This window comes from Mechercharimyces sp. CAU 1602 (assembly GCF_024753565.1).
Lineage (GTDB): Bacteria > Bacillota > Bacilli > Thermoactinomycetales > JANTPT01 > Mechercharimyces.
Genome location: NZ_JANTPT010000004.1, coordinates 36634 through 57201 on the forward strand (window position 1 = coordinate 36634; position 20568 = coordinate 57201).

Below are 20568 nucleotides of genomic sequence, written 5' to 3' on the forward strand. Positions count from 1 at the left end.
TCTCTTTCCTTACTGCCGAAAATTAAGCATTGATTTTCAGTCTGTACTCTTTTCCTTAGAGAGTCCCCACTTTTTCATCTTATACTGCAGTGTTTGTCGCGGTATCTCCAGCACTTGTGCCGCTTTAACAATATTGCCTGCCTCTTTCTGCAACGCTTGTCGAATCATTTTCTCTTCTAGCTCTTGCACCGCTTCTCGTAGTGGCTGAAAAGATAACGTCTTTTGTCGTTTTTCTTCCGGGGAGTGTACAATATGAGCAGGTAAATGTTTTGACTCAATCCACTCCCCCTCCACCAAATTCATCGCCCCTTCAACAGCATGTTTTAGCTCGCGCACATTCCCAGGCCAGTCATAGCGCTGAAAGATTTGACCCACATCGGTAGTGATACCTCGCACACGTTTTTGAAAGCGTTCGTTGTACGAAGAGATAAAAAAACGCGTTAATAAAGGCAAATCCTCCATTCGCTCACGCAGAGGTGGCAGGGTGATTCGAACCACCTGAATACGATAGTAGAGATCTGACCGCAACTGACCGGTGCGAATACTTTCCTCTGGATCCTGATTGGTGGCAACCAAGAGACGAGCTCGTGCAGTCCGTTCTTTAAGATCACCCACTCGACGCACGACGCCCTCCTCTAATACCCGCAGTAGTTTTGCTTGTAATTCTATGGGCATGGCATGTAATTCATCTAAAAAAAGAGTGCCACCATCTGCTAACTCAAATAAACCCGCACGATCCTCCGCTCCTGTAAATGCTCCCCTCACCGTTCCAAACAATAACCCCTCCAGTAGGGAAGCCGGTATCGCAGCGCAATTTTGTACAACAAGGGACGTATGTCGCTCATTTGAGAGACGGTGAATCATTTGCACAATCAACTCCTTGCCCGTTCCCGTCTCTCCAACTACCAATACCGGCGAGCTTGTCTGCGCCGCTTTTTGTGCTCGATCCAATGCCTGCTCCATCTTTTCACTCTGAGTGATGATAGGTTCACGATCAACAGCGCCCGACTGCATGAAAACCCGTTTTTTCTTCCCTCTCTCCCTAATCTCAGTCTGTAGCTGCCTAACTTGTTCGGATAGATTTTTCACATACGTGATATCTTTTGCAATCTCCAGCGCCCCTACCAATTTTCCTTCAATATAAAGTGGAACCGTCCTATTGATCGTTACAATCTGTTTTCCATAACGATTCGTATACATTTGCTGTTGATGATTAATTGCTCGTCCACAGTCGAGGACTTGTAACAAGGTACTCGTTTTTTGATTGAGTGAAGGAAACACATCTAAAATATACGCTCCTGTTACTTCCTCTACACTTAATCCGTCCAATGTAGCTGCCATATCATTGTAGAAAAGGGTTATCCCCTCTTTATCTACGATGTGAATACCATCATCAATACGCTGTAATACCAATGGATATAGTTGATTGATCCATTCATCTTTTCCTGTCACCTTCCTCGCCTCCTCTTGTGCTCATTTATTAGCACTAGGTGCCAAAATATTGTCACACTTTATCTAGATAGCTTCTCCACCAACGGAGAAGCTTCCTCTCTTCCATAAGATTAGCATGAGAAAAAGGCGATAGCCTTATGGAGCCATCGCCCTTTCGCCACACTATCTTATGGAACGGGTACAATCGGGATAGGAGCTCTCTCTCCTGTACCCTTTTCTTCCCCTTCGTTTTGATAATTATAATAATTATCGGGAACTTCACCCGCGATTACATGTTGAGCAATAGGATAATCAAACTCTATCGAAAGATTGCTATTTTCATGACTAGGAAAAAGAATTTCCAAATCTGCACGTACTTTTACTTCAATCCGAACCGCAACCATATTGATACCGACCGGCTCATAATAGGCTGCCATGTTTACATGAGAAGACCCTTTAGGCCAGAACTGAAAAGGGATCTCTGGGCCTTTATCCACTAAAAAAGCACTATCTGTGATCGATCCAATCGGAATCCCCATATCTTTCATGCTCGCTTTCCTTAACTCCTCTCGTACCCCCTCTGTTATACTCTCATATATTTGAGACTGTAAATATTGATCTACTTGCAAGCTCCTCACTATACCTTCTTCATCCTTGTCAACCACCATCGCCTCATTCATTTTTTCACCTATGTCTTCTTTCATCTTCTTTACACCGTTATTCATGGCTCCTTGCGCAATTTGTTTCACTTCTGAGCGCGCCATTTTAACGAGCGTCTCCTCTACCTTTTGTTCAAATATATATATAAATGGAAAGGAGAGTATAAACAGAAAGAAACCACAAAAGACAAGCAGTTTAAATGGGTTTCGAATCCGCATAGGATGAAAGTGCAAGCGAATGAAGGGACGTGCACGAACTGGGCGTGGACGTTTACGAAATCGCATTCTCTCACCCCCCTTTGTCCCATTCTATTCAGCAAAGGCTGTCCAATTGCATCATTAGCTACAATTCTCCCCTTTTCTCATTACATTACAGTCACATTACATCGACTTTACGTTTCCATGTTTCTCGTCACAACGCTCTCTATACCAGCTATAATGTACTTATAGTAAATAATTAAGAGGAGCTGAAAATAATGAACCAAGTGATTGGACTCTGCTACGCCTCAGCCTTTAGTTTCCCGCTCTGGCTACTATTCTTTGTCGCCATTCGCACGTTCATCGCCTAATGAAGAAGGGGGATCCACTTCATTAGGCTCTTTTTTTATGCTCCCATTCTCTTACATAATTATATTGAAAATTTTCCCTTACATAACGAATTTCAGCATATTATTTGACTAATCTTAAAACATTTTTCTCAAACTTCTTCAAGGGGTCGACAACTTTAGTGAAAACATGTTTAAATAGAATATAGATAAATATGTGTGCGGCAACTAGGCAATAGATGTTAATATCTATTGTTTCCACCTAAAACGATATTCTAACTATGATAGAATCGGCCGCCCTAGCAGAGGAGGATTGGATGAAAAAACGAAATTTCATTGCAATCATTGCTACGGTTTGCTTCTTATCCTCTACCTTTCCTTCTTCCCTATCTTATGCTAATGAAGGTAAGGAAAAGATCGAAGATGAGCTACAAGAGATCCAAGGGGATAAAGACAAAAAGCAAGAGGATATTAAGTCGATTGAAAGCAACCTAGATAAGCAAAAAAAGCAGCTGCAAGAAACAGAACAGCAGATCCACGATAAACAAAAAGAGATTGACAGCCAAGAAGAAAAGTTGAAGAAACGTCAAAAACAAGTTGAAAAATACCGTAAGGTTCTACATGGTCGCCTTGCCGACATTTACAAAAGAGGGGAGATGGCGGATTTAGCCACGTTATTAGAAGCGGACTCCTTCTCTGAATTTCTGAGCACGTACGAAACAATCTTACTCGTACTGGACAAAGACGAAAATCTTTTTGAAAAAGAGCGTAAGCAAGAAGAGGCGATTGTGAAAATTAAGAAAAAGCTTGAAGAAGAGCAGACAGAGTATAAGAAAATGCAGGCTGAGGGTAAAAAATCCTTTGAAGAGTATAAAGATAAGCTCACCAAAAGCAAATCTGAATTGGCCAGTATAGAAAAGAAAGAGAATAATATTGAAGCTGATTTACAGAAAATCCGGATCCAGGAGATTAAGTCTGGAAACTTCAAGTTTAAAGGGCCTATGCAGAAGCCCGCAAATGCCCCCATCAGTTCTAACTATGGTTGGCGTACAAATCCCTATCCACAGATGCATGCAGGTATCGACTATAACGGAGATACTGGGGATCCCATCTATGCCGCCGCAGAAGGCATTGTCGTCCGCAGTGAGCCCGCATCTGGGTACGGGTATGTCGTTCAAATCGATCACGGAGAAGGCATCGTTAGCTTATATGCGCACATGTGGTCTTGGGATGTTACCGTCAAAAAAGGAGAATATGTAAAAAAAGGACAGGTGATTGGCAAAATGGGTAACAATGGTCAATCTACCGGTTCCCATCTCCACTTTGAAGTTCAAAAGAATAATCAGCGTGTTAATCCAGCACCTTACATGTAAGTATATTAGGAAATGGGAGCCTCTCGGCTCCCTTTTTTGTTTTACATCTTCTCTGGTGCAGATACACCTATGCTTTTTAATCCATTGATCAACACCTGCTGTATCGCTTGATATAGGGCAAGTCGCGCCTGTGTCACACTAGGATCATCTCCAATGACGCGATGGGCGTTATAATAGCTGTGGAACAGCGAGGCTAATTCAAAGATATAGCGAATCACGCGATTAGGTGCCATGTTTTCTGCAGCTAATGCTATTTCAGCCGGAAATTCACCCAGCTTGTTTAAAAGATCATACTCTTGCTCTTCTGTTAATAAATCCCAATCAATCTGATCTGCATCTGGGGTTATGCCTTGCTCACTTGCTTGTTTTATCACACTGCAAATACGTGCATGAGCGTATTGTACATAAAAAACGGGATTATCATTCGACTGAGATACAGCCAAATCCATATCAAAATCTAAATGTGTATCAGGGCTTCTCATCGTAAAGAAATAGCGTGTCCCATCGATCCCTACTTCATCTAATAGCTCGGTTAAGGTGACCGCTTTACCCGTTCGTTTTGACATTTTTACCAGCTCGCCACCTTGATACAGTTTCACCATCTGGGTGATGACGACATCAAAGCGCTCGCTATCATATCCCATCGCCTCGATAAAAGCGCGCATACGCGCAATGTAACCATGGTGATCGGCTCCCCAAATATTTACAACACGATCAAAGCCACGTTCGAATTTATCTCGGTGATATGCCATATCAGGGGTGAGGTACGTATATGAACCATCTTGCTTTACTAGTACCCGATCTTTGTCGTCACCAAACTGCGTTGACTTAAACCACAGCGCTCCATCCTGTTCATACGTATATCCCTTCACATGCAATTCCTTTAATACTTCTTTAATCGCATCTGATTGATACAATGAAGTCTCGCTAAACCAATGATCAAAACGGACGCGATAGCGACCCAAATCCTGCTGAATCTTCACCAAAAGTTGTTCCAGACCTTTGGTGCGTAAAACCCCTAACCGCTCTTGTGCCGACAATGCGAGAAGACGCTCTCCTTCCTCAGCGGCAACTTTCATACCCAACTGACGAATATCTTCACCTCGATACCCATCCTCAGGAAGATGACTCTCTTTTCCCAATGCTTCTAAATAGCGAGCTTCCAGAGAACGCGCCATCATATCCATCTGGTTGCCAGCGTCATTAATATAATACTCGCGTGTCACCTTATAACCGGCAAGCTCTAATATGTTACTTAACGCATCTCCAACTGCAGCTCCTCGTGCATGACCCAGATGTAGGCTCCCTGTTGGATTGGCACTCACATATTCCAATAACACACTTTTACCTGCACCTGTCGCTGTTTGACCGTACGAGTCCCCTTCTGTTAACACTGTGGGAACAACGTTAGCTAAATAAGACCGATCCATAAAAAAGTTTATAAAACCAGGTCCAGCAATCTCCAGCTTGCGAATGAACGCTTTACGCTGGTCAATTTCTGCCACCAACGCCTCCGCAATTTGCCGTGGACTTTTACGTGCCACCTTCACCAACTGCATCGCCACATTGGTCGCTAAATCCCCATGCTGTTTCTCTCGTGGCGTTTCTAACGTAATCTCAGGTATCTGGTCTACACTAACGAGGTCGGCCTTTATAATGGCCTCCCGTATTGCCTCTTTTACCTGTTCATGCACCTTTTCCAACACACTCATCGAGATCAGATACCTCCATCCATTCTATTTTTAAACGATACTCCCCTAGTGCTTCTTCTCCTACTGTTAATGCGAAAGAGAATGAAATGACCCCTCTCCCATCCACCAGTGTGCGTTCATAAGTATGAGTATGAACAATCATCTCCACGGTTCCATTAGGGATTTTCATTAATGAACTACTCTTACTCCCCGGTCGATATGTTTGTCGATAGGAGATCGCACCATGCCGTATGAGAACCACTTCATCGTGGTTAGCTTTCACAGTTGTCCGTGTCTCCTCCTCCGTACCTTCCTGTTCACGATAACGTAAGAACCAACGCTCTTCTTTATTTTCGAATTGACCTGTCACCGTTTGTTGAATCACTTCTTTCTCCTCCATCCCATCCCGGTCGATGGTGGAAGAGATCGTGACACATACCGGTTTCACCGCTCTCTCTCCCTTCGTCAACTACCCTTTGAGGAATCCGAGCAACATTTCCCGAATCACCTTAGCCGCTACAACCGCAGTCTGCTCTGTCTGGTCATAATGTGGTGCTACCTCTACCAAATCAGCACCCACAATCTGAAGGTCAGCTAACGCCAATTCCTTTACCGCTGCCAATAATTCGCTCGATGAAATACCACCTGGTTCTGGCGTGCCTGTTCCAGGTGCATAAGCAGGATCTAGTACATCGATATCAATCGTAACATATAGCGGTCGACCTTTGAGTTGAGGTAAGATTTTTTTGAGTGGAGTCAATACCTCAAAGGGGTAAAAATGAATACCAGCTTCCTTAGCATAGTGAAACTCTTCTCGCGTACCCGAGCGAATCCCTAATTGGAATACATTTTCTGCACCGATCAATTCCGTAATTTTTCGTAACGGTGTCGCATGAGAATGCTTTTCCCCTTCGTAATCAGTACGCAAATCCGCATGAGCATCCAATTGTAATACCACTAAATCCCCATGTTTTTGCACTAACTCCTGGATAATTGGCCACGTTACCAAGTGTTCCCCGCCTAAACCAATCGGGGTTTTCCCTTGCTGTATCACCTGGCGCACAAAGTGACCAATCTGCTCTTGACTCTTCTCTGGATTGCCAATCGGCAACGGAATATCGCCGGCATCGTAATACTTTACTTCCGATAAGTCTCGATCGAGGGCAGGACTATACTCTTCTAATACAAGGGAGACCTCACGGATTCTCTTCGGACCCATACGGGAGCCTGCTCGAAAACTGGCTGTCCAATCCATCGGCATTCCATATATGACTGCCTCTGCCTCTTCTAGCTGATCGGTCGCACCGATAAATACATTGCCTGAATATGCCTCATCAAAGCGCATCATCTATCGCTCCTATTTTGTCAATTCTTTTACAAAGTTTGGTAATTGATATAAACTGCGATGCAACTCGCGGGAATAATACTTCGTATCCAACAAATTTTCTTGCTCATGTAAGTGTAAGGGGTCATACTTCTTCGATCCCATCGTAAAGCTCCACAAACCGCTCGGATACGTAGGGATACTAGCCGTATATAACTGCGTGTACTGAAAAAGGGTAGAGATATCTTGGTAAACTCGACGGATCAAGTCACGATTAAACCAAGGTGATTCTGTTTGTGCCACCATAATCCCATCCTCTTTTAACGCTTCATGTATCCCCTCGTAAAACGGTTTTTGAAATAACCCAACCGCAGGCCCTACCGGCTCAGTTGAATCAACTAGAATCACATCAAACTGATTGGGATGCTCTGCAATAAACTTAATACCATCCTCTACTTTTACAGTGACACGAGGATCAGCTAATCCGCTTGCAATTTGCGGGAAATATGTTTTGGCCGCCTCAATCACTTGTCCATCAATCTCAACGAGGGTGGCCGTCTCTACTTGCTCGTACTTTACCACTTCCCGAATAACCCCACCATCGCCTCCACCGATCACCAGTACATGCTTTGGATTCGGGTGCGTATTCATCGCTACATGCGTTAACATCTCGTGATACACAAACTCATCTTGATCCGTTGTCATCACCATACCGTCTAATACCATCATATTGCCGAATTGTTTCGTCTCAATGATATCTAATGATTGAAAATCAGTCTGTTCGTGATGCAAGGTTCGTGTGATTTTACTTGTAATCCCATGATCAGGGGTTTGTTTTTCTGTATACCATAAATCCAACTGATTGTTATGCTCACTCATTAATCATTACTCCTTTTCTTCTACACAAAATAAAGAGAACCTCATAAATCCTCACTAGCATACTACTTGCAGACCCGCTCCCTCAATCTTTTTTCACCCTTTCGCAAAAAAAATGTGATAAGGTATATTCTTCCTTGAAGCGGATTACAATAATCGAGATCTTTTACTAACAAACCTGTCCATCAACTAGCATACTTCCACAAACAAAGGAGCTTATCTATGGGAAAACCAGGAGATCCGCCAACCAACATCATACCCTCGAGACAACGGTCAAACAAACGAGGCACTACATGGATAAAGCGTACGACGATCGCTTGCATGTGGGGATTGGCTATAATCCTTACTTGCATCTTGCTCCTTACCCTTTACCTTTACTCACGCCCACTACCAATTCCTGATATTCCTCTAACCACTACCATTGTGGATCAACATGGGGAACGAATCGATCAGCTTGATCGCGGAGAACACCGTGACGCTGTGAAGCTAAAAGATATTGATTCATCTCTCATACAAGCCACTCTCGCTGCCGAAGATCACTCTTTTTATGAACACTGGGGATTTTCGCTTCGTGGAATCACCCGTGCCATATGGGTAAACATGCGGAATGGTCAACTCTCACAAGGAGCTAGTACCATTACACAACAATTAGCGCGTAATCTATACCTCTCCCATGAGCGTACATGGACACGCAAATGGAAAGAAGCACTCTATACTATCCAACTAGAGCTTCATTATACCAAAGATGAGATTTTAACCATGTACCTAAACGATATTTATTATGGTCATGGAGCTTACGGAATTGAGAGGGCCTCACACCTTTATTTTCATAAACCTGCCCGCGCATTAACTTTGGCAGAAAGTTCTATTCTTGCTGGTATTCCACGTGGACCCAAATACTACTCCCCCATCGAAAATGAAAAGCGTGCGAAGCAGAGGCAAGCAGTTATCTTACGTACGATGGAGCAAACCGGTTATATAAGTAAAGAACAGCGGATCGAGGCAGAACAAACCCCCCTCAGCTTTGCGCCGCCACCGACACCCATACCGGCTCAAGCACCTTATTTCCGTGATTATGTGATCAAGGAAGCTAGTCAACGCTTTGGCATAAACGAGACAGATCTACGCAGTGGCGGATTCACCGTTATCACAACGTTAGATTTAAAAAAGCAACATGCCGCCGTAGATGCTTTTAAACAGTATGTAAAACAAGAGGGTCTAGAAGGTGCGCTCGTCTCTATAGAACCTCGTACTGGGTATATTATTGCTATGGTAGGAGGCACCGACTACGGTCGTTCACAATATAATCGCGCTCTGGCTCATCGCCAACCGGGTTCTACTTTTAAGCCCTTTCTTTACCTTGCCGCTCTGGATCAAGGTCGAACAGCAACAACAAAACTGATGAGCAAACCCACTCGGTTCACTTACGAGAATGGAACCTATGAGCCGCATAATTTCCACAACCATTATGCAGATCGTCCTATTTCCATGCGCGAAGCAATTGCTCGTTCAGATAACATTTACGCTGTTCGCACTCACTTTGAGATAGGAAGAGAGAAGACTGTTGAGATGGCACAACGCTTAGGAATTACCTCTAAGCTACAAGCGCATCCATCCCTTGCTCTTGGTTCAGAGACAGTGACTCCACTTGAAATGGCCAATGCTTATGCCACTCTAGCCGCACAAGGAATCCGGGCTCAACCTACCAGTATAATCGCTATTCAAGATGCACAAGGTCATACCCTCTCCACGCCTGCTGTTGCCCCAACGCGTGTTGTTTCCAGGGCGAAAGCATTTCTCATCACCGATCTGCTAAAGAGCGTACTGCACACAGGCGGAACGGGTAATCGGGTCAAACAGCTAGTCGGTTCCATTCCCGCAGTTGGTAAAACAGGTACAACCAGGTGGGATTCTTGGTTTGTCGGCTATACCCCTGATATCGCCACCAGTGTCTGGATAGGCTACGACCAAGCAAAAGAGCTACCGTACCAACAATCACGTCTATCCCAATATATTTGGGGAACATACATCAAACAGGCAGAATCCCCTGCGCACACCCCTGCTTTCTCCATTCCTGATGGAGTGAGTAAGGTAAAGATCGATTCAGAAACGGGCATGCTGGCGACATCTACTTGCCCACAAACCCATACTGAGTACTTTCTCGCCGGAACAGAGCCTCTTAAAGTATGTAAACACCATCGCCCGCTACCCACTGATGAGACCAGTCCCCTCAAACTGTGGGAGAGTATTAAAAATTGGTGGTCTCAATAACAGACCACCAATTTTCCTTAACACTCTTGACTCCCACCAACCTCACCGTCACCATCAGCTAGTAAACCGTCATTATATAACGAAATCAAACCGGCCTCGTCCAAATGCTTCATTACTTCATACAAACTGTTTCGCTTCTCAGATGGTAAGTCATTTACAAACTGATTAATTTGATCGGCAGAGACATTTGCCGTAAAATGAACCCCACCGTGTCGAGCAAAGTGATCATGATGCTCTTCCATCTTCATCGCCACCTTCGCTTATAGTCCATCTGATGTTAGCATAAGCAGAAATAACCGGTCTTAATCAAAGTAATAAATCTAAGATAAGACGATCCAAGAACAACCGATAGAAAGCTTTATACTTATCTCTTTCTAGTCAAAGCATATTCAAATGCCATAAAGATAAGCCTAGTACACTAATCTGAATTCAAAGATAAAAAAGTCGATATATTGATCAATCCTGCTCAAAAATATCTGGAGCTCAAATCCTCAACACATAAACTTAATATCTTCACGGCCCCTCTTGTTTATTTCTACACTTATTTAATTTACTAAGCGAAACAGAATAAGATAGTAATATTCAACTATTTTCTAGTGATATATTCAGTTTAATATGAAGTCTCATCACTATGTGTAAAGAAGACTATCTTTCTCGAACGATAAAGAAATACTTCATACAATAAAGAGAATTCTCATACAAAAGCCTCTCTAATGTGTACCAACCCCAAAAATCAAGCCTTCCCGAAAGTACCCAAGTGTATGCGATTCCTGGATCACGTTCGTCTATTTGACATACACACACTAAATCTATTTTTCGCTTCTTAATTATCTTCTCTATTTTTAAACCAATTTTTAAAATTATATTGTATAATGATACTGGTGTTAAAAAAATCTGAATATGAGGAGAGGGTAATATTGAAAAGATGGCTCATTTCTTTCACTTGTACATTGATGGTACTCAGTCTGTTTCCATCGAATGTAACGACGTATGCAGAAGAATCCACCTTTGTTTTTGATGAAAGCGCTTACAAAGAAAGGCAAGCACTCTATATTGATCAAGTCTTTTCGTCTGATTCTTATGAAGCTCTCATATTACAAGCTTATAAAGGAGAGAAGTTGAATCAAAAAGCATTAAATCACTATCTGGATAAAATGCGCAATGGGGGCGTAAAAAACGCAGATTTTGATCTTACAAAGCTCATTCGTGTTTTAATGCTACGCCCCGAAATCAAGGATGATTTATTTGAAGCACTAGCTGGCTTTCATTTCTGGTTTAAAGAAGGAAGCACAGGAGACCATGTGTTCGCTTCCGAAAACCATATGCTCATGTATACATCTTCTCAATTTCTGTTGCAAGAAAAATATGGGATGTTTGAAGATAAACGGACCTATGAACGTCTTAAAAGATATTTGGAAGTCAAAAATGAATACGGCTTTTATGAATTTTATTCCGGTGTTTATTTGCCTTACACACTATCCGGTCTATTAAACTTGGTTGATTTTGCAGAAGATGAAGAGATTCGTCAACTCGCCATCGGCGCATCACAACGTCTGTTGCAAGATGTATTGCTAGTCACAAATGATGAGGGTTCATTTTATTCGGCAGCCGGAAGAACATATATGAGATATAAAGAGAGTGGTACAGGACATAACATCAATAAGGTGATTTACCTGTTGACCGGATTGCAAGAAGAAGAAAATCTTTCCAGTAGCCCTATTGGTGTATTTTTAGCCACATCCCAACTGCCCATTACAGATGATGTATTCAAATACTTCGGTAAAGAGATAAACATGAATTATACCAATGGTCACTCTTTAAATACTGCCATCAATACCATCTACAAAGACTTCTCTCGTGATGAACGAGTACCCTTTTACTGGAGTCAGGGTGCTTACTTCCACCCTGATGTTGCGGCAGATACCGCTTGGTTCGCCAGTAAATATCAATTAGAAGGCTATGATGCTTTAAAGGCATTTGATCGATTCCTTGGACTTTCAGAGGGGGCCGCACCAGCAGCAGCCAAGGCAGGAGCCGCTTTTAGTCGGAGCTCTGTCCTTTCCTCTGCTAATTTGGCGATGTACAAAGATGGCGGAACGATGTTACATTCCTTGCAAGAGTATAGAGGAGGATACCAAGGCTATCAACAAAATCCATGGATTGCTACAACTGGAAGCTTATCTGTGTGGACACAAGCAGGGAATAGTAGTAACACAACAATGCAAAATGATCACCTCCCCAAAATCAAACAAAAAAATAACGTAGCGGTCATTCAATATAATCCGCTTACCGAAATTAAGGCCTATCACGGGAAGCCGGATGTTTGGTTATATTGGCCTGATGGATTTGATGAAGAAAAGAGAGAAGGAAATTGGAAATTCGGAAAAGAAGATGATGGATATGTAGCTCTCCGTTATCCCTGTGGAAATGGAGATTCTGATAAAATCACCTGCAATTGGTCCGAACAAACCTGGGTCACCATTGTGGGAACAGAAGAAAAATACGGTAGCTTTAACGAGTTCACAACCAAAGTGCTAACTGAAGTCGATTATGACGCAGACTGGGAGTGGCATGGATCGTTCTGGAAAGGTACTTTGAAGTATGTATATGATTCGGATGTGAAGTTTGACGGTACCGATATAAGCTTAACCTGGTAGGATAAACTGAGGCGAAAGAGAAGGAAGGGTATCACTCTCTGGTTGCTTTAAAATAATCGATATAATTTCAGTGCATCCGAAATCCCTTTATGCTTTTACGTTACTCACTTACTAAAGCATTTGGATTTGACGGATGCACTTTATTTGTCAAAACTTATCTTAATCGCTTTACATCTCTTAAGTTGCGGTCAACTTTCGCTCTACGAAAGCTGTGTTACTTCCTTATCAAGACCTAGTTTCTTATGGATTTTTTCTGCTTCACTAATTCCAGATACTGCTGCACCCTGATAGCCCCCACCTGGACGCGTCCATGCCCCCACTAATGAGAGCTGACCTACCGGTGTGCTTCGCTGTAAACGATGTAGCCCGGATTGATTAACTGTCTGGGCAAATCCATAAACAGCACCTGCGGGATTTTTTGTATATCTTTGCATCGTTCTCGGTGTACCTAATTCTAGCACTTCGATCGCCTGTGTAATTCCTGGATAATGTTCTTCTAGTTGACTCAACAAATACTGTGTTACCTCTTCTTTTCTCTTCTTATAATCTTCCTTATTCTCGGGCCAATTTTCTATAAAGTCGATAAAGGCTGCCACAATAACCGGTTTTCCATTCGGGCTAAGCTCAGGATCTAATTTATAATAATTGGTGATTCCGAAATTGGCCTGTTGGTAATCACCGCTCTTTAAATACTGATAATCTTTACTTGGATCTTTTTCCTTCACAAATACAATATCTTCGTCAACGAGTTGAAAATTTGCTGGGTCTTCTGTTAGTCCGAGATACAGTTGAGTAATGGAGGGACCAATCTCTAATTTTTCGTAACTTTCACGGTATGATGACTCTGTAACTGATTCATTCATTAACTTTGAAAATGTTATTTGCGGTGAAGCATTTGAAACAATCCAATTCCCTGTAAAGGTTTTTTCTTTTTTCGTCTTAATCCCTATGGCCTTCTGATCTTTTACAATGATCTCGGTTACTTCTTGCCGCAGATATACCTTGCCACCATGCTCATGAATAACCTCAGTTAATGCATCAGCAATAGCTTGTGCACCACCTTTGATATAGAAAGTGCCCTCAAGATGGTAGCCTATCCAAGGCACAAAGAAGTAATGAGCGGAAAGCATTTGCGGGGGAACACCATAATAAGGCCATAGTAAAGTGAAAAATGAAATGAGAGCTTCATCATCTACATATTGCTTCATCACTTCTGCTGTTGTCATCTGTGACCATTGAATAAACAAAGGGGCCTTGATCGGAAATAGCTCTTGTTTTTCTGCTTTGGGGATCGACGAATCTTGTAGAAAAGCCATCTCTTGCGCAAAAGCATATAAAGCGTTAAATAACTTAGCCACCCCTTCTCGTTCCTGTGGGAACATATCTTGTAGCAGAGCCAAATACTGCTCATGATCTTGGGGAATTGTTATCTTCTCACCTTCCCATACAGCAGTGTAGGGATGTTCTTTTTTGAGAGGAGTAATACGGTTCATAATCCCACATTTTGAGAATATCTCATGACAGATTTCCCCTTCATTTAAGCTGGCAATTGCATGTAAGGATACATCAAATTCATATTTTCCTTTTCGTGGGAAGTTAGTCGCATAGCCTCCTGGACGCACGTGATGTTCAAAAACGGCCACTTTATAACCTAACTGGGATAATCGTGCAGCAGTACAAAGTCCACCAATACCGGCACCAATGACTAATACGTCATAATTCGACATATCATTTATCCTCCTCTTATATCAAAAAGATATATAGCTGTGTGATACAATTATATAGATAAGATTTGAAAATGTCAAAATAAAAAGTGTGCTATACTATGGGAATTCATCAACAAGTGAAACGGGGTTGAAAAATGTCCAGAGAAAATAAAACGATGTATACCTTACTTGGCCTTCTGATGTATGCACCCTTAACTGGCTATGAAATAAAAAAAACCATTGAGAGTAGTATTAAACACTTCTGGCAGGAAAGTTATGGTCAAATCTATCCGACCTTAAAAAAACTTGTAGAGCTCGGCTTTGCTGACTTTCACATTGAAAAAGTGGATGGAAAGCCAGATCGCAAAGTGTATACAATTACGGGAGTAGGAAAAAGCCAATTTATAAATTGGTTGGAAAAGCCGATTGAAAAAATACCTATCCACAAAAACGAACTACTTCTAAAGCTTTTTTATGGACAACATCTTGATATCAGACACAACATCGCACAAGTCATTCAATATAAACAGAAAATGGAAGACATTCTCCAATCTTTAAATACGACAGAACATTTCCTCCTTACCAAAAGGAAAGAGGATCCTCACTTCGATTATTGGATGATGACGTTATCCCATGGTCAATGCATTGTAAAGGCCACGATCCAATGGTGTGAAGAAAGTATTAGAAAGTTAGAAGAAAAACAGAAGGGATAAAGGTGGTTGCCTTCACTAATTGGATTAATACTCCTTACGATTGAGAGGGAGCAACCATGTCCTCTGTTTCACCTTTCTTTTTTCGTCCTTGCAAGCCAAAACGCGAAAAGAGAATCGCTAGTAAAGTGGCAAATAAGATCAGCATACACATCCCAGTACTACCGATTAGTGCGCCAATGGTTAATCCAGCTGCACCAAATAGCTTTCCAAAATGAAGAATAAAACCATTGACAGCTAAATAAGCACCTCTTTGAGAGGGCTCAATCATATCAGCTAATAAACTTTGCCGGGCTGGGATGAATAGGAGCTCACCCAGTGTATAAAGCACAACAGCAAGAATAATCCCAGGTAAAAAGTTTGAAAAACTGAGATAGGCAAAGCTTAATCCAAACAGAGCAAACCCTGTATATTGTAGAACTTCGCGTGATTTCCCTGCGAACTTCTTTGTTACCAACGTAATGAAACTGATGATTAATACAGTATTTAATCCAATAATCAAACCATACACTTTCATACCATCCAATGCGAAATGAAGATCGAATAGAGAATAAAAGGTAGTAGGAAACTCTTTTTCTATGCGCACAGAGATGAAGTTATATAATTGTGGTTCGATGGAGGCGATCGCAATCCCGCCTAGCGTAAAAAACAGAAAGGAAATATCTTTGATGACGGTAGTGTAGTGTCTCCAGAGTGAGTTTAGGCTCCATATGCCGGTAGGATTTCTTTTTTCATGATAAACATGGAATGTATCCTCAATCTTCATACTGGTTAACCACAGAGTGAAAAGCGATATAGCAAAAATACCGATAATCATGTAGAAATAGTAGTTTTCAAATAACAAGATAGCAATCAATAAACCCGTTACCATGCCTAGATTAATCGCCCAATAGTTTAGTGAAAAAATATAACTTCTATCTTCCGGCTTACTGACATCAATCAACATGGCTTCAGACGCTGGTGAAATCAATCCCGTACAGATTTGATTGATGACAACCATCAGATAGGTCATGATGGGAGAGGCAAATAAAGGGGTACTCACCATCAACAATCCGAAAAAGGCGAAAACGTTAATCGTTTCACCGATGACCATCGTCTTTTTTCTACCTATCACATCTGTCAGTTGTCCACCATAGATACTAGAGAGGAATAAGAGGATAAACATCAGTATTAATAACAGACCGGCGACCTCTTCTCCAAAATGATCAGACAAATAAATGGCCATAAAAGGTAGGAGCATGGCATGAACCCACCGTGTTAAGAAAGTAATAAACAACCGAATGCGAATATTGGGATGGCGATGCTTCAACATTTAGATCCCCTCCTTGTACTAAAATTCATTATGAGATACTCTAAAAGGGTTAAAAAGAGAATCTTTACATTCAATACTTCCCCTTTTATTAGGAGGGATTGTGGTGGCAAAGTTAATCCCGTATTTTCAGATGAGAGGATACCTGTATGAGCGCGAGCAAGGACTTAAAGCCAACTTTAAATTTCAAGAATTAGAGCAGTTGTGGAATTGCACAGGGAAAAATGTGAAATTGAGATTAAAGAGGTTGCAGGAGCAAGAAAAAATTGTCTACACTCCAGGAAGAGGGCGGGGCAATGCTTCAACCATTACTTTTTTACGTCCTTTACAAGTAGATCTGGAACACGAAGTGAATCAGTTAATCAAAATGGATCATTTGGATGATGTCATGAAAATATTACAAATACCTCTACCATCTCCTTTTTCTAAACAAATTTTGGAGAAGGTGCAGGATTTCCTAGGGTTTCGGACAGCTTCAAATAAAAAAGATGTCCTTCGAGCCATTGCGTATAAAGACATATACAGCATTGATCCTCGTTATATATCCACATCATTCGAATGCTTTTTAATTATGCACTTGGGGGATCCATTAGTGCTTTATGATTCTAGTACCGATACGATTAAACCGCATATTGCACACGCATGGAAAAAAGATACTGAAGGAGTGGAATGGACATTTTATCTACGTAAAGGTGTCCTGTTTCACCATCACAGGGAATTGGTAAGCGAAGATATTCGCTTTACCTTCGAACGCTTTCGCGATCCTACTCTTCCCAATCACTGGATTGTAAAGAATATTGCAAATATAAAGTGTGTCTCACCTTATATCATCACCTTTCGCTTACATAACCCGAACCATCTGTTTTTGCGGTATCTAAGTTGGTATGTTTTAGTTATATTGCCGCGGGATATCCCTTTTGCAGAGGATCAATTTATTAGTACAGGACCGTTTAGAATCAAAGAAAAGCATGAGGGAAAGCTATCACTCGAAGTTTTTGATCGCCACTTTTTACCGCGCCCATTTTTAGATGAGGCTCATTTTTATCCCTTGGCAAATGAACGGCATTTTGGAATGAAATACGAAATCATTGAAAATAAGAATGAAAGTTATCATACAAAGATAACTGTTGGTGTACGCTTCATCGTATTTAACTTTAAAAAATGTTCCTCGATCATACACAGTCCCTATTTTCGTGAAGCGATCTATCACTTGTTTGATATAGAAAAAATGGCTCAAGAACTGAAAAGAGATACCATCACCCCAGCTTCAAGCTATTTTGCTACTCGATCTCACTACCTTCCAAAAGATAGAGACAAAGTAGCGAACTTACTAAAAAAATCAGGATATCAAGGGGAGGAGATCCTGTTTTCATACAAAATCCAAACTTTTGAACCCGATGTAACATGGTTTATGAAACAAGCGAAAGAAGTAGGGATACAGATCCGCCCCATGTACAGTTCAACCGATAATCAAACGCGCGATGATCAAGCTGATCTGGTCATGGGACGAGATGTAGGTAGTGATGATATTTTGTCTTTTCTAGATTGGTTTTATAATCAATCCCTGTTATCTCAACGCACAGGCTTAGTGCAACATTGGAAGCAGATTCAATGCCATTTAGAAAATATTGAGTTTGAAGTCGATGAAGATAAGCGCACAACAAGCATGAACGATTTAGAAGCATATATCCGAGCGAACCACCTCATGCTTTATTTAGATCACCCTATTGAACACAATATGTTTAATACCTTGATGAAAGATGTTTACTTAGATCGATTTGGCTTTCTCGATATGAGAAAACTATGGTTGGATGAGAAGCATCATTGTCAGCAAGGAATTAATCAATCATTTAAATAACAGAAGCAGTCTGTTAAATGATCGTTTACCATTCCAACTGCTTGCATATATGCATAGCATATCGTGGGACCTACAAACTTAAAGCCTCTTCTCTTTAAATCTTTGCTCATCTGTGAGCTGATCTCAGTAGAACTGGGGACATCTTCTGGATAGTTGAAATGATTTATAATCGGCTTTCCCTCTACGAAATGCCATATATATAAACTAAATGACCCAAATTCTTCCCTAATGCGAAAATAGGCATGCGCATTATCAATAACAGCTTGGATCTTCCGTTTATTACGGATAATACCTTCATTCTGAAGAAGTTCTGCTACTTTTTGATCATCATAATGAATGATTTTGTGAGGATCGAAAGCATCAAATGCTTCTCTATAGTTCTCACGCTTTTTTAGAATCGTATACCAACTCAGTCCGGCTTGTGCCCCTTCAAGATTTAGCATTTCAAAAAGCTTATGATCATCATATACGGGAACCCCCCATTCATGGTCGTGATAGTAAATATATAAGGGATCACTATTTACCCAATTGCATCGCTTCATCAATGATCACCTTCTTCACATTTTCATTTAGTATAGTTAACAAATATAAGAGCAACAAGCTTAGTAAGCTAACTACCGCAATGAATCACACGCCATACCATCACCGTCGCTATCTAAACGGTGTGGATCTTTTGGACCTATCCGATCATAGAAGGATTGAGCCTCAGCCTGGGTTGCGAAATCTGAACAGTCCTTGTCACTAAGTTCCGAGGGTAAATCTTCTTTTTGTGAGGGATCTTCGGAAGCAGAACCAACATCACAACTTTCCGAGTGAAATCCATTCTCTTGAACATACCCCTCACATCCCCAAATACCAATCTCGGCCTCTTCAGCCTTTTGCTCCGCTCTTTGATATTTTTCTAAGTTACGAGTATTGGGTGGGTATATATAAGCCACCCTTGCTAGACCATTTTCCAAAAGCTCTCGTTGGATGCTAGTATCGTCTACGTAAACATGGGCCAGGAGTCGGTTATATTTATCTCGCTCTTCTTTTCCAATTTCAATATTAAGATTGCTTCCCGCAGCAATCATTTCTCGGACAAAGTCTTTAGCATCCTGCCCGAAAGGTTGTTCTCCTAACTTAGGGTGAGAGGTTTCGGGTGTATCGACTAATAATAAGCGGATGCTCTCTTCTTTCCCATTGAAAAAAACCTTAATGGTGTCACCATCAACTACTTGAACGGTTTTATCAATCTTAATCTCGTGACGAATAACCTCCTCTTCTGACAGATCGAGAGATTTTTCAACATAGCTTGTACTTGTACCTGAAGAGCAACCGGTTAGAACAGATAATACTAGTAACAGAATGAACCCAAGGCGATTCCGCTTATACTTCATAATGTGTTCTCCCTCTCAACTTTTTGCACAAAATCAATCTTTTTTAGACACCAAAAGAGCAGGCACTTCTGCCTGCTCTTTTGGTGTCCTAGCAATGATGTGGTTCCGTGATTCCACTTCCAAAAAGGGAAGTGTATCTTAATCACATATCTCTTCTTTAGTCTACAGCTAACCCTTAACCACGACAAGCAAAAGACGATATTCGTCACACAGCGTTCATTTTTACTATTGTAATGCCTGCTGTACCGCAAGTGAACGCTCCCACATCGCCTCATCATTTGTAACCAATAATTTCTTAAGAGCCTCTTTTTCACGCTCATCCAGTCCATCCAGCTTGACTTTTCCTTTTAATGCATCATCCATGCGATTTACATGGTAAGCGAGATTTTTCCAACCCTGCCGCGTTTCATGATTGATCCGCATGGGACATGCTGTCACACCCGCATAATACGGACCTTCCTCATTACGACTAATACTTACCCAAACAATCCAATATGTCTTTCCATCTTTAGCTGTTTCCTCATCAGGTGAAAATTTAATGCCTCGCTCCACGCGACTTTTCGCGTGAATCAACCCTAAGTCGATCTTAGCCGTATCTTGATCTACCAGTACAGAGGATAAGTCACTTAAATTAAACGTACCTGTATGATAACCTCCATGTGTCGTGGCATCATCACGGAGAATATTAAATTGATTCTTCTTTTTGTCTGCCATATTGGAACGCCTCCTTTCTTACTTGATTGTACCGTAGCTCTACTTGTACATGCAAAAGGTGCGTT

General features: G+C 41.5%; 17 protein-coding genes. 5 read left to right on the forward strand and 12 right to left on the reverse strand.

Going from position 1 to position 20568, the window contains the following annotated elements:
- Nucleotides 1-36: 36 nt before the first annotated feature.
- Nucleotides 37-1452: a sigma-54 interaction domain-containing protein gene (locus NXZ84_RS13940; protein ID WP_258840958.1), complete on the reverse strand. Its 1416-nt coding sequence runs from the start codon at nt 1450-1452 to the stop codon at nt 37-39.
- A 167-nt stretch (nt 1453-1619) separates the two neighbouring features.
- A complete protein-coding gene (gene yunB / locus NXZ84_RS13945) occupies nt 1620-2375 on the reverse strand; it encodes a sporulation protein YunB (protein ID WP_258840959.1) in 756 nt (251 codons plus the stop codon).
- Between the two features lie 577 nt (nt 2376-2952).
- Here yunB and NXZ84_RS13950 point away from each other — a divergent pair.
- A complete protein-coding gene (locus NXZ84_RS13950; protein WP_258840960.1) occupies nt 2953-4008 on the forward strand; it encodes a murein hydrolase activator EnvC family protein in 1056 nt (351 codons plus the stop codon).
- 41 nt (nt 4009-4049) lie between these two features.
- On the opposite strand, the gene argS is transcribed toward NXZ84_RS13950, so the two are convergent.
- The 4 genes from argS to speE are packed head-to-tail and all read right to left on the reverse strand — an operon-like array spanning nt 4050 to nt 7881.
- Nucleotides 4050-5726, reverse strand: a complete 1677-nt coding sequence (gene argS, locus NXZ84_RS13955) for an arginine--tRNA ligase (RefSeq protein ID WP_309495966.1) — start codon at nt 5724-5726, stop codon at nt 4050-4052.
- Complete coding sequence (locus NXZ84_RS13960) at nt 5695-6147, reverse strand: YwiB family protein (RefSeq protein WP_258840962.1); 453 nt, start codon at nt 6145-6147, stop codon at nt 5695-5697. Before NXZ84_RS13960 ends, argS begins: the two co-directional genes overlap by 32 nt.
- A 21-nt stretch (nt 6148-6168) precedes the next feature.
- On the reverse strand, nt 6169-7044 hold the full coding sequence (gene speB, locus NXZ84_RS13965) for an agmatinase (RefSeq protein WP_258841063.1): 876 nt from the start codon (nt 7042-7044) through the stop codon (nt 6169-6171).
- A gap of 12 nt (nt 7045-7056) precedes the next feature.
- Entirely contained in the window at nt 7057-7881 is an 825-nt protein-coding gene (speE, locus tag NXZ84_RS13970; protein WP_258841064.1) for a polyamine aminopropyltransferase, read from the reverse strand.
- Nucleotides 7882-8121: 240 nt separating this feature from the next.
- Here speE and NXZ84_RS13975 point away from each other — a divergent pair, with 240 nt between their 5' ends.
- Complete coding sequence (locus NXZ84_RS13975; protein WP_258840963.1) at nt 8122-10170, forward strand: transglycosylase domain-containing protein; 2049 nt, start codon at nt 8122-8124, stop codon at nt 10168-10170.
- Between the two features lie 17 nt (nt 10171-10187).
- On the opposite strand, the gene NXZ84_RS13980 is transcribed toward NXZ84_RS13975, so the two are convergent.
- On the reverse strand, nt 10188-10412 hold the full coding sequence (locus NXZ84_RS13980) for a hypothetical protein (protein WP_258840964.1): 225 nt from the start codon (nt 10410-10412) through the stop codon (nt 10188-10190).
- A gap of 675 nt (nt 10413-11087) precedes the next feature.
- Between NXZ84_RS13980 and NXZ84_RS13985 the strand changes: the two genes are divergently transcribed.
- The gene (locus NXZ84_RS13985) at nt 11088-12827 is read left to right on the forward strand and encodes a hypothetical protein (protein WP_258840965.1); all 1740 of its coding nucleotides are present in this window, start codon (nt 11088-11090) and stop codon (nt 12825-12827) included.
- A 200-nt stretch (nt 12828-13027) separates the two neighbouring features.
- Here the strand turns inward: NXZ84_RS13985 and NXZ84_RS13990 are convergent, their stop codons facing one another.
- Complete coding sequence (locus tag NXZ84_RS13990) at nt 13028-14554, reverse strand: phytoene desaturase family protein (protein WP_258840966.1); 1527 nt, start codon at nt 14552-14554, stop codon at nt 13028-13030.
- 134 nt (nt 14555-14688) lie between these two features.
- On the opposite strand from NXZ84_RS13990, the gene NXZ84_RS13995 reads away from it, so the two are divergent.
- Entirely contained in the window at nt 14689-15246 is a 558-nt protein-coding gene (locus NXZ84_RS13995) for a PadR family transcriptional regulator (protein ID WP_258840967.1), read from the forward strand.
- A 34-nt stretch (nt 15247-15280) separates the two neighbouring features.
- On the opposite strand, the gene NXZ84_RS14000 is transcribed toward NXZ84_RS13995, so the two are convergent.
- A complete protein-coding gene (locus NXZ84_RS14000) occupies nt 15281-16555 on the reverse strand; it encodes an MFS transporter (protein WP_258840968.1) in 1275 nt (424 codons plus the stop codon).
- Between the two features lie 103 nt (nt 16556-16658).
- Between NXZ84_RS14000 and NXZ84_RS14005 the strand changes: the two genes are divergently transcribed.
- The gene (locus NXZ84_RS14005; protein ID WP_258840969.1) at nt 16659-18410 is read left to right on the forward strand and encodes an ABC transporter substrate-binding protein; all 1752 of its coding nucleotides are present in this window, start codon (nt 16659-16661) and stop codon (nt 18408-18410) included.
- On the opposite strand, the gene NXZ84_RS14010 is transcribed toward NXZ84_RS14005, so the two are convergent.
- The 3 genes from NXZ84_RS14010 to NXZ84_RS14020 all read right to left on the reverse strand — a co-directional run bounded on the left by NXZ84_RS14010 (nt 18395) and on the right by NXZ84_RS14020 (nt 20503).
- Nucleotides 18395-18952 (reverse strand): DNA-3-methyladenine glycosylase I, encoded by a 558-nt coding sequence (locus NXZ84_RS14010; protein ID WP_258840970.1) that lies wholly within the window; start codon nt 18950-18952, stop codon nt 18395-18397. The genes NXZ84_RS14005 and NXZ84_RS14010 overlap by 16 nt on opposite strands.
- Nucleotides 18953-19024: 72 nt before the next feature.
- Complete coding sequence (locus NXZ84_RS14015) at nt 19025-19789, reverse strand: thermonuclease family protein (protein WP_258840971.1); 765 nt, start codon at nt 19787-19789, stop codon at nt 19025-19027.
- A 225-nt stretch (nt 19790-20014) separates the two neighbouring features.
- Nucleotides 20015-20503: a YwhD family protein gene (locus NXZ84_RS14020; RefSeq protein ID WP_258840972.1), complete on the reverse strand. Its 489-nt coding sequence runs from the start codon at nt 20501-20503 to the stop codon at nt 20015-20017.
- Between the last annotated feature and the right edge of the window lie 65 nt (nt 20504-20568).

Excerpts from the sequence above, each read along its gene's own strand:
- NXZ84_RS13980 (WP_258840964.1), bottom strand. The coding sequence starts at position 10,412 with ATGGAAGAGCATCATGATCACTTTGCTCGACACGGTGGGGTTCATTTT.
- NXZ84_RS14010 (WP_258840970.1), bottom strand. The coding sequence starts at position 18,952 with ATGAAGCGATGCAATTGGGTAAATAGTGATCCCTTATATATTTACTAT.
- NXZ84_RS13950 (WP_258840960.1), top strand. The coding sequence starts at position 2,953 with ATGAAAAAACGAAATTTCATTGCAATCATTGCTACGGTTTGCTTCTTA.
- NXZ84_RS14000 (WP_258840968.1), bottom strand. The coding sequence starts at position 16,555 with ATGTTGAAGCATCGCCATCCCAATATTCGCATTCGGTTGTTTATTACT.
- yunB (WP_258840959.1), bottom strand. The coding sequence starts at position 2,375 with ATGCGATTTCGTAAACGTCCACGCCCAGTTCGTGCACGTCCCTTCATT.
- NXZ84_RS13990 (WP_258840966.1), bottom strand. The coding sequence starts at position 14,554 with ATGTCGAATTATGACGTATTAGTCATTGGTGCCGGTATTGGTGGACTT.
- speB (WP_258841063.1), bottom strand. The coding sequence starts at position 7,044 with ATGCGCTTTGATGAGGCATATTCAGGCAATGTATTTATCGGTGCGACC.
- NXZ84_RS13975 (WP_258840963.1), top strand. The coding sequence starts at position 8,122 with ATGGGAAAACCAGGAGATCCGCCAACCAACATCATACCCTCGAGACAA.
- NXZ84_RS14015 (WP_258840971.1), bottom strand. The coding sequence starts at position 19,789 with ATGAAGTATAAGCGGAATCGCCTTGGGTTCATTCTGTTACTAGTATTA.
- NXZ84_RS14020 (WP_258840972.1), bottom strand. The coding sequence starts at position 20,503 with ATGGCAGACAAAAAGAAGAATCAATTTAATATTCTCCGTGATGATGCC.
- NXZ84_RS13995 (WP_258840967.1), top strand. The coding sequence starts at position 14,689 with ATGTCCAGAGAAAATAAAACGATGTATACCTTACTTGGCCTTCTGATG.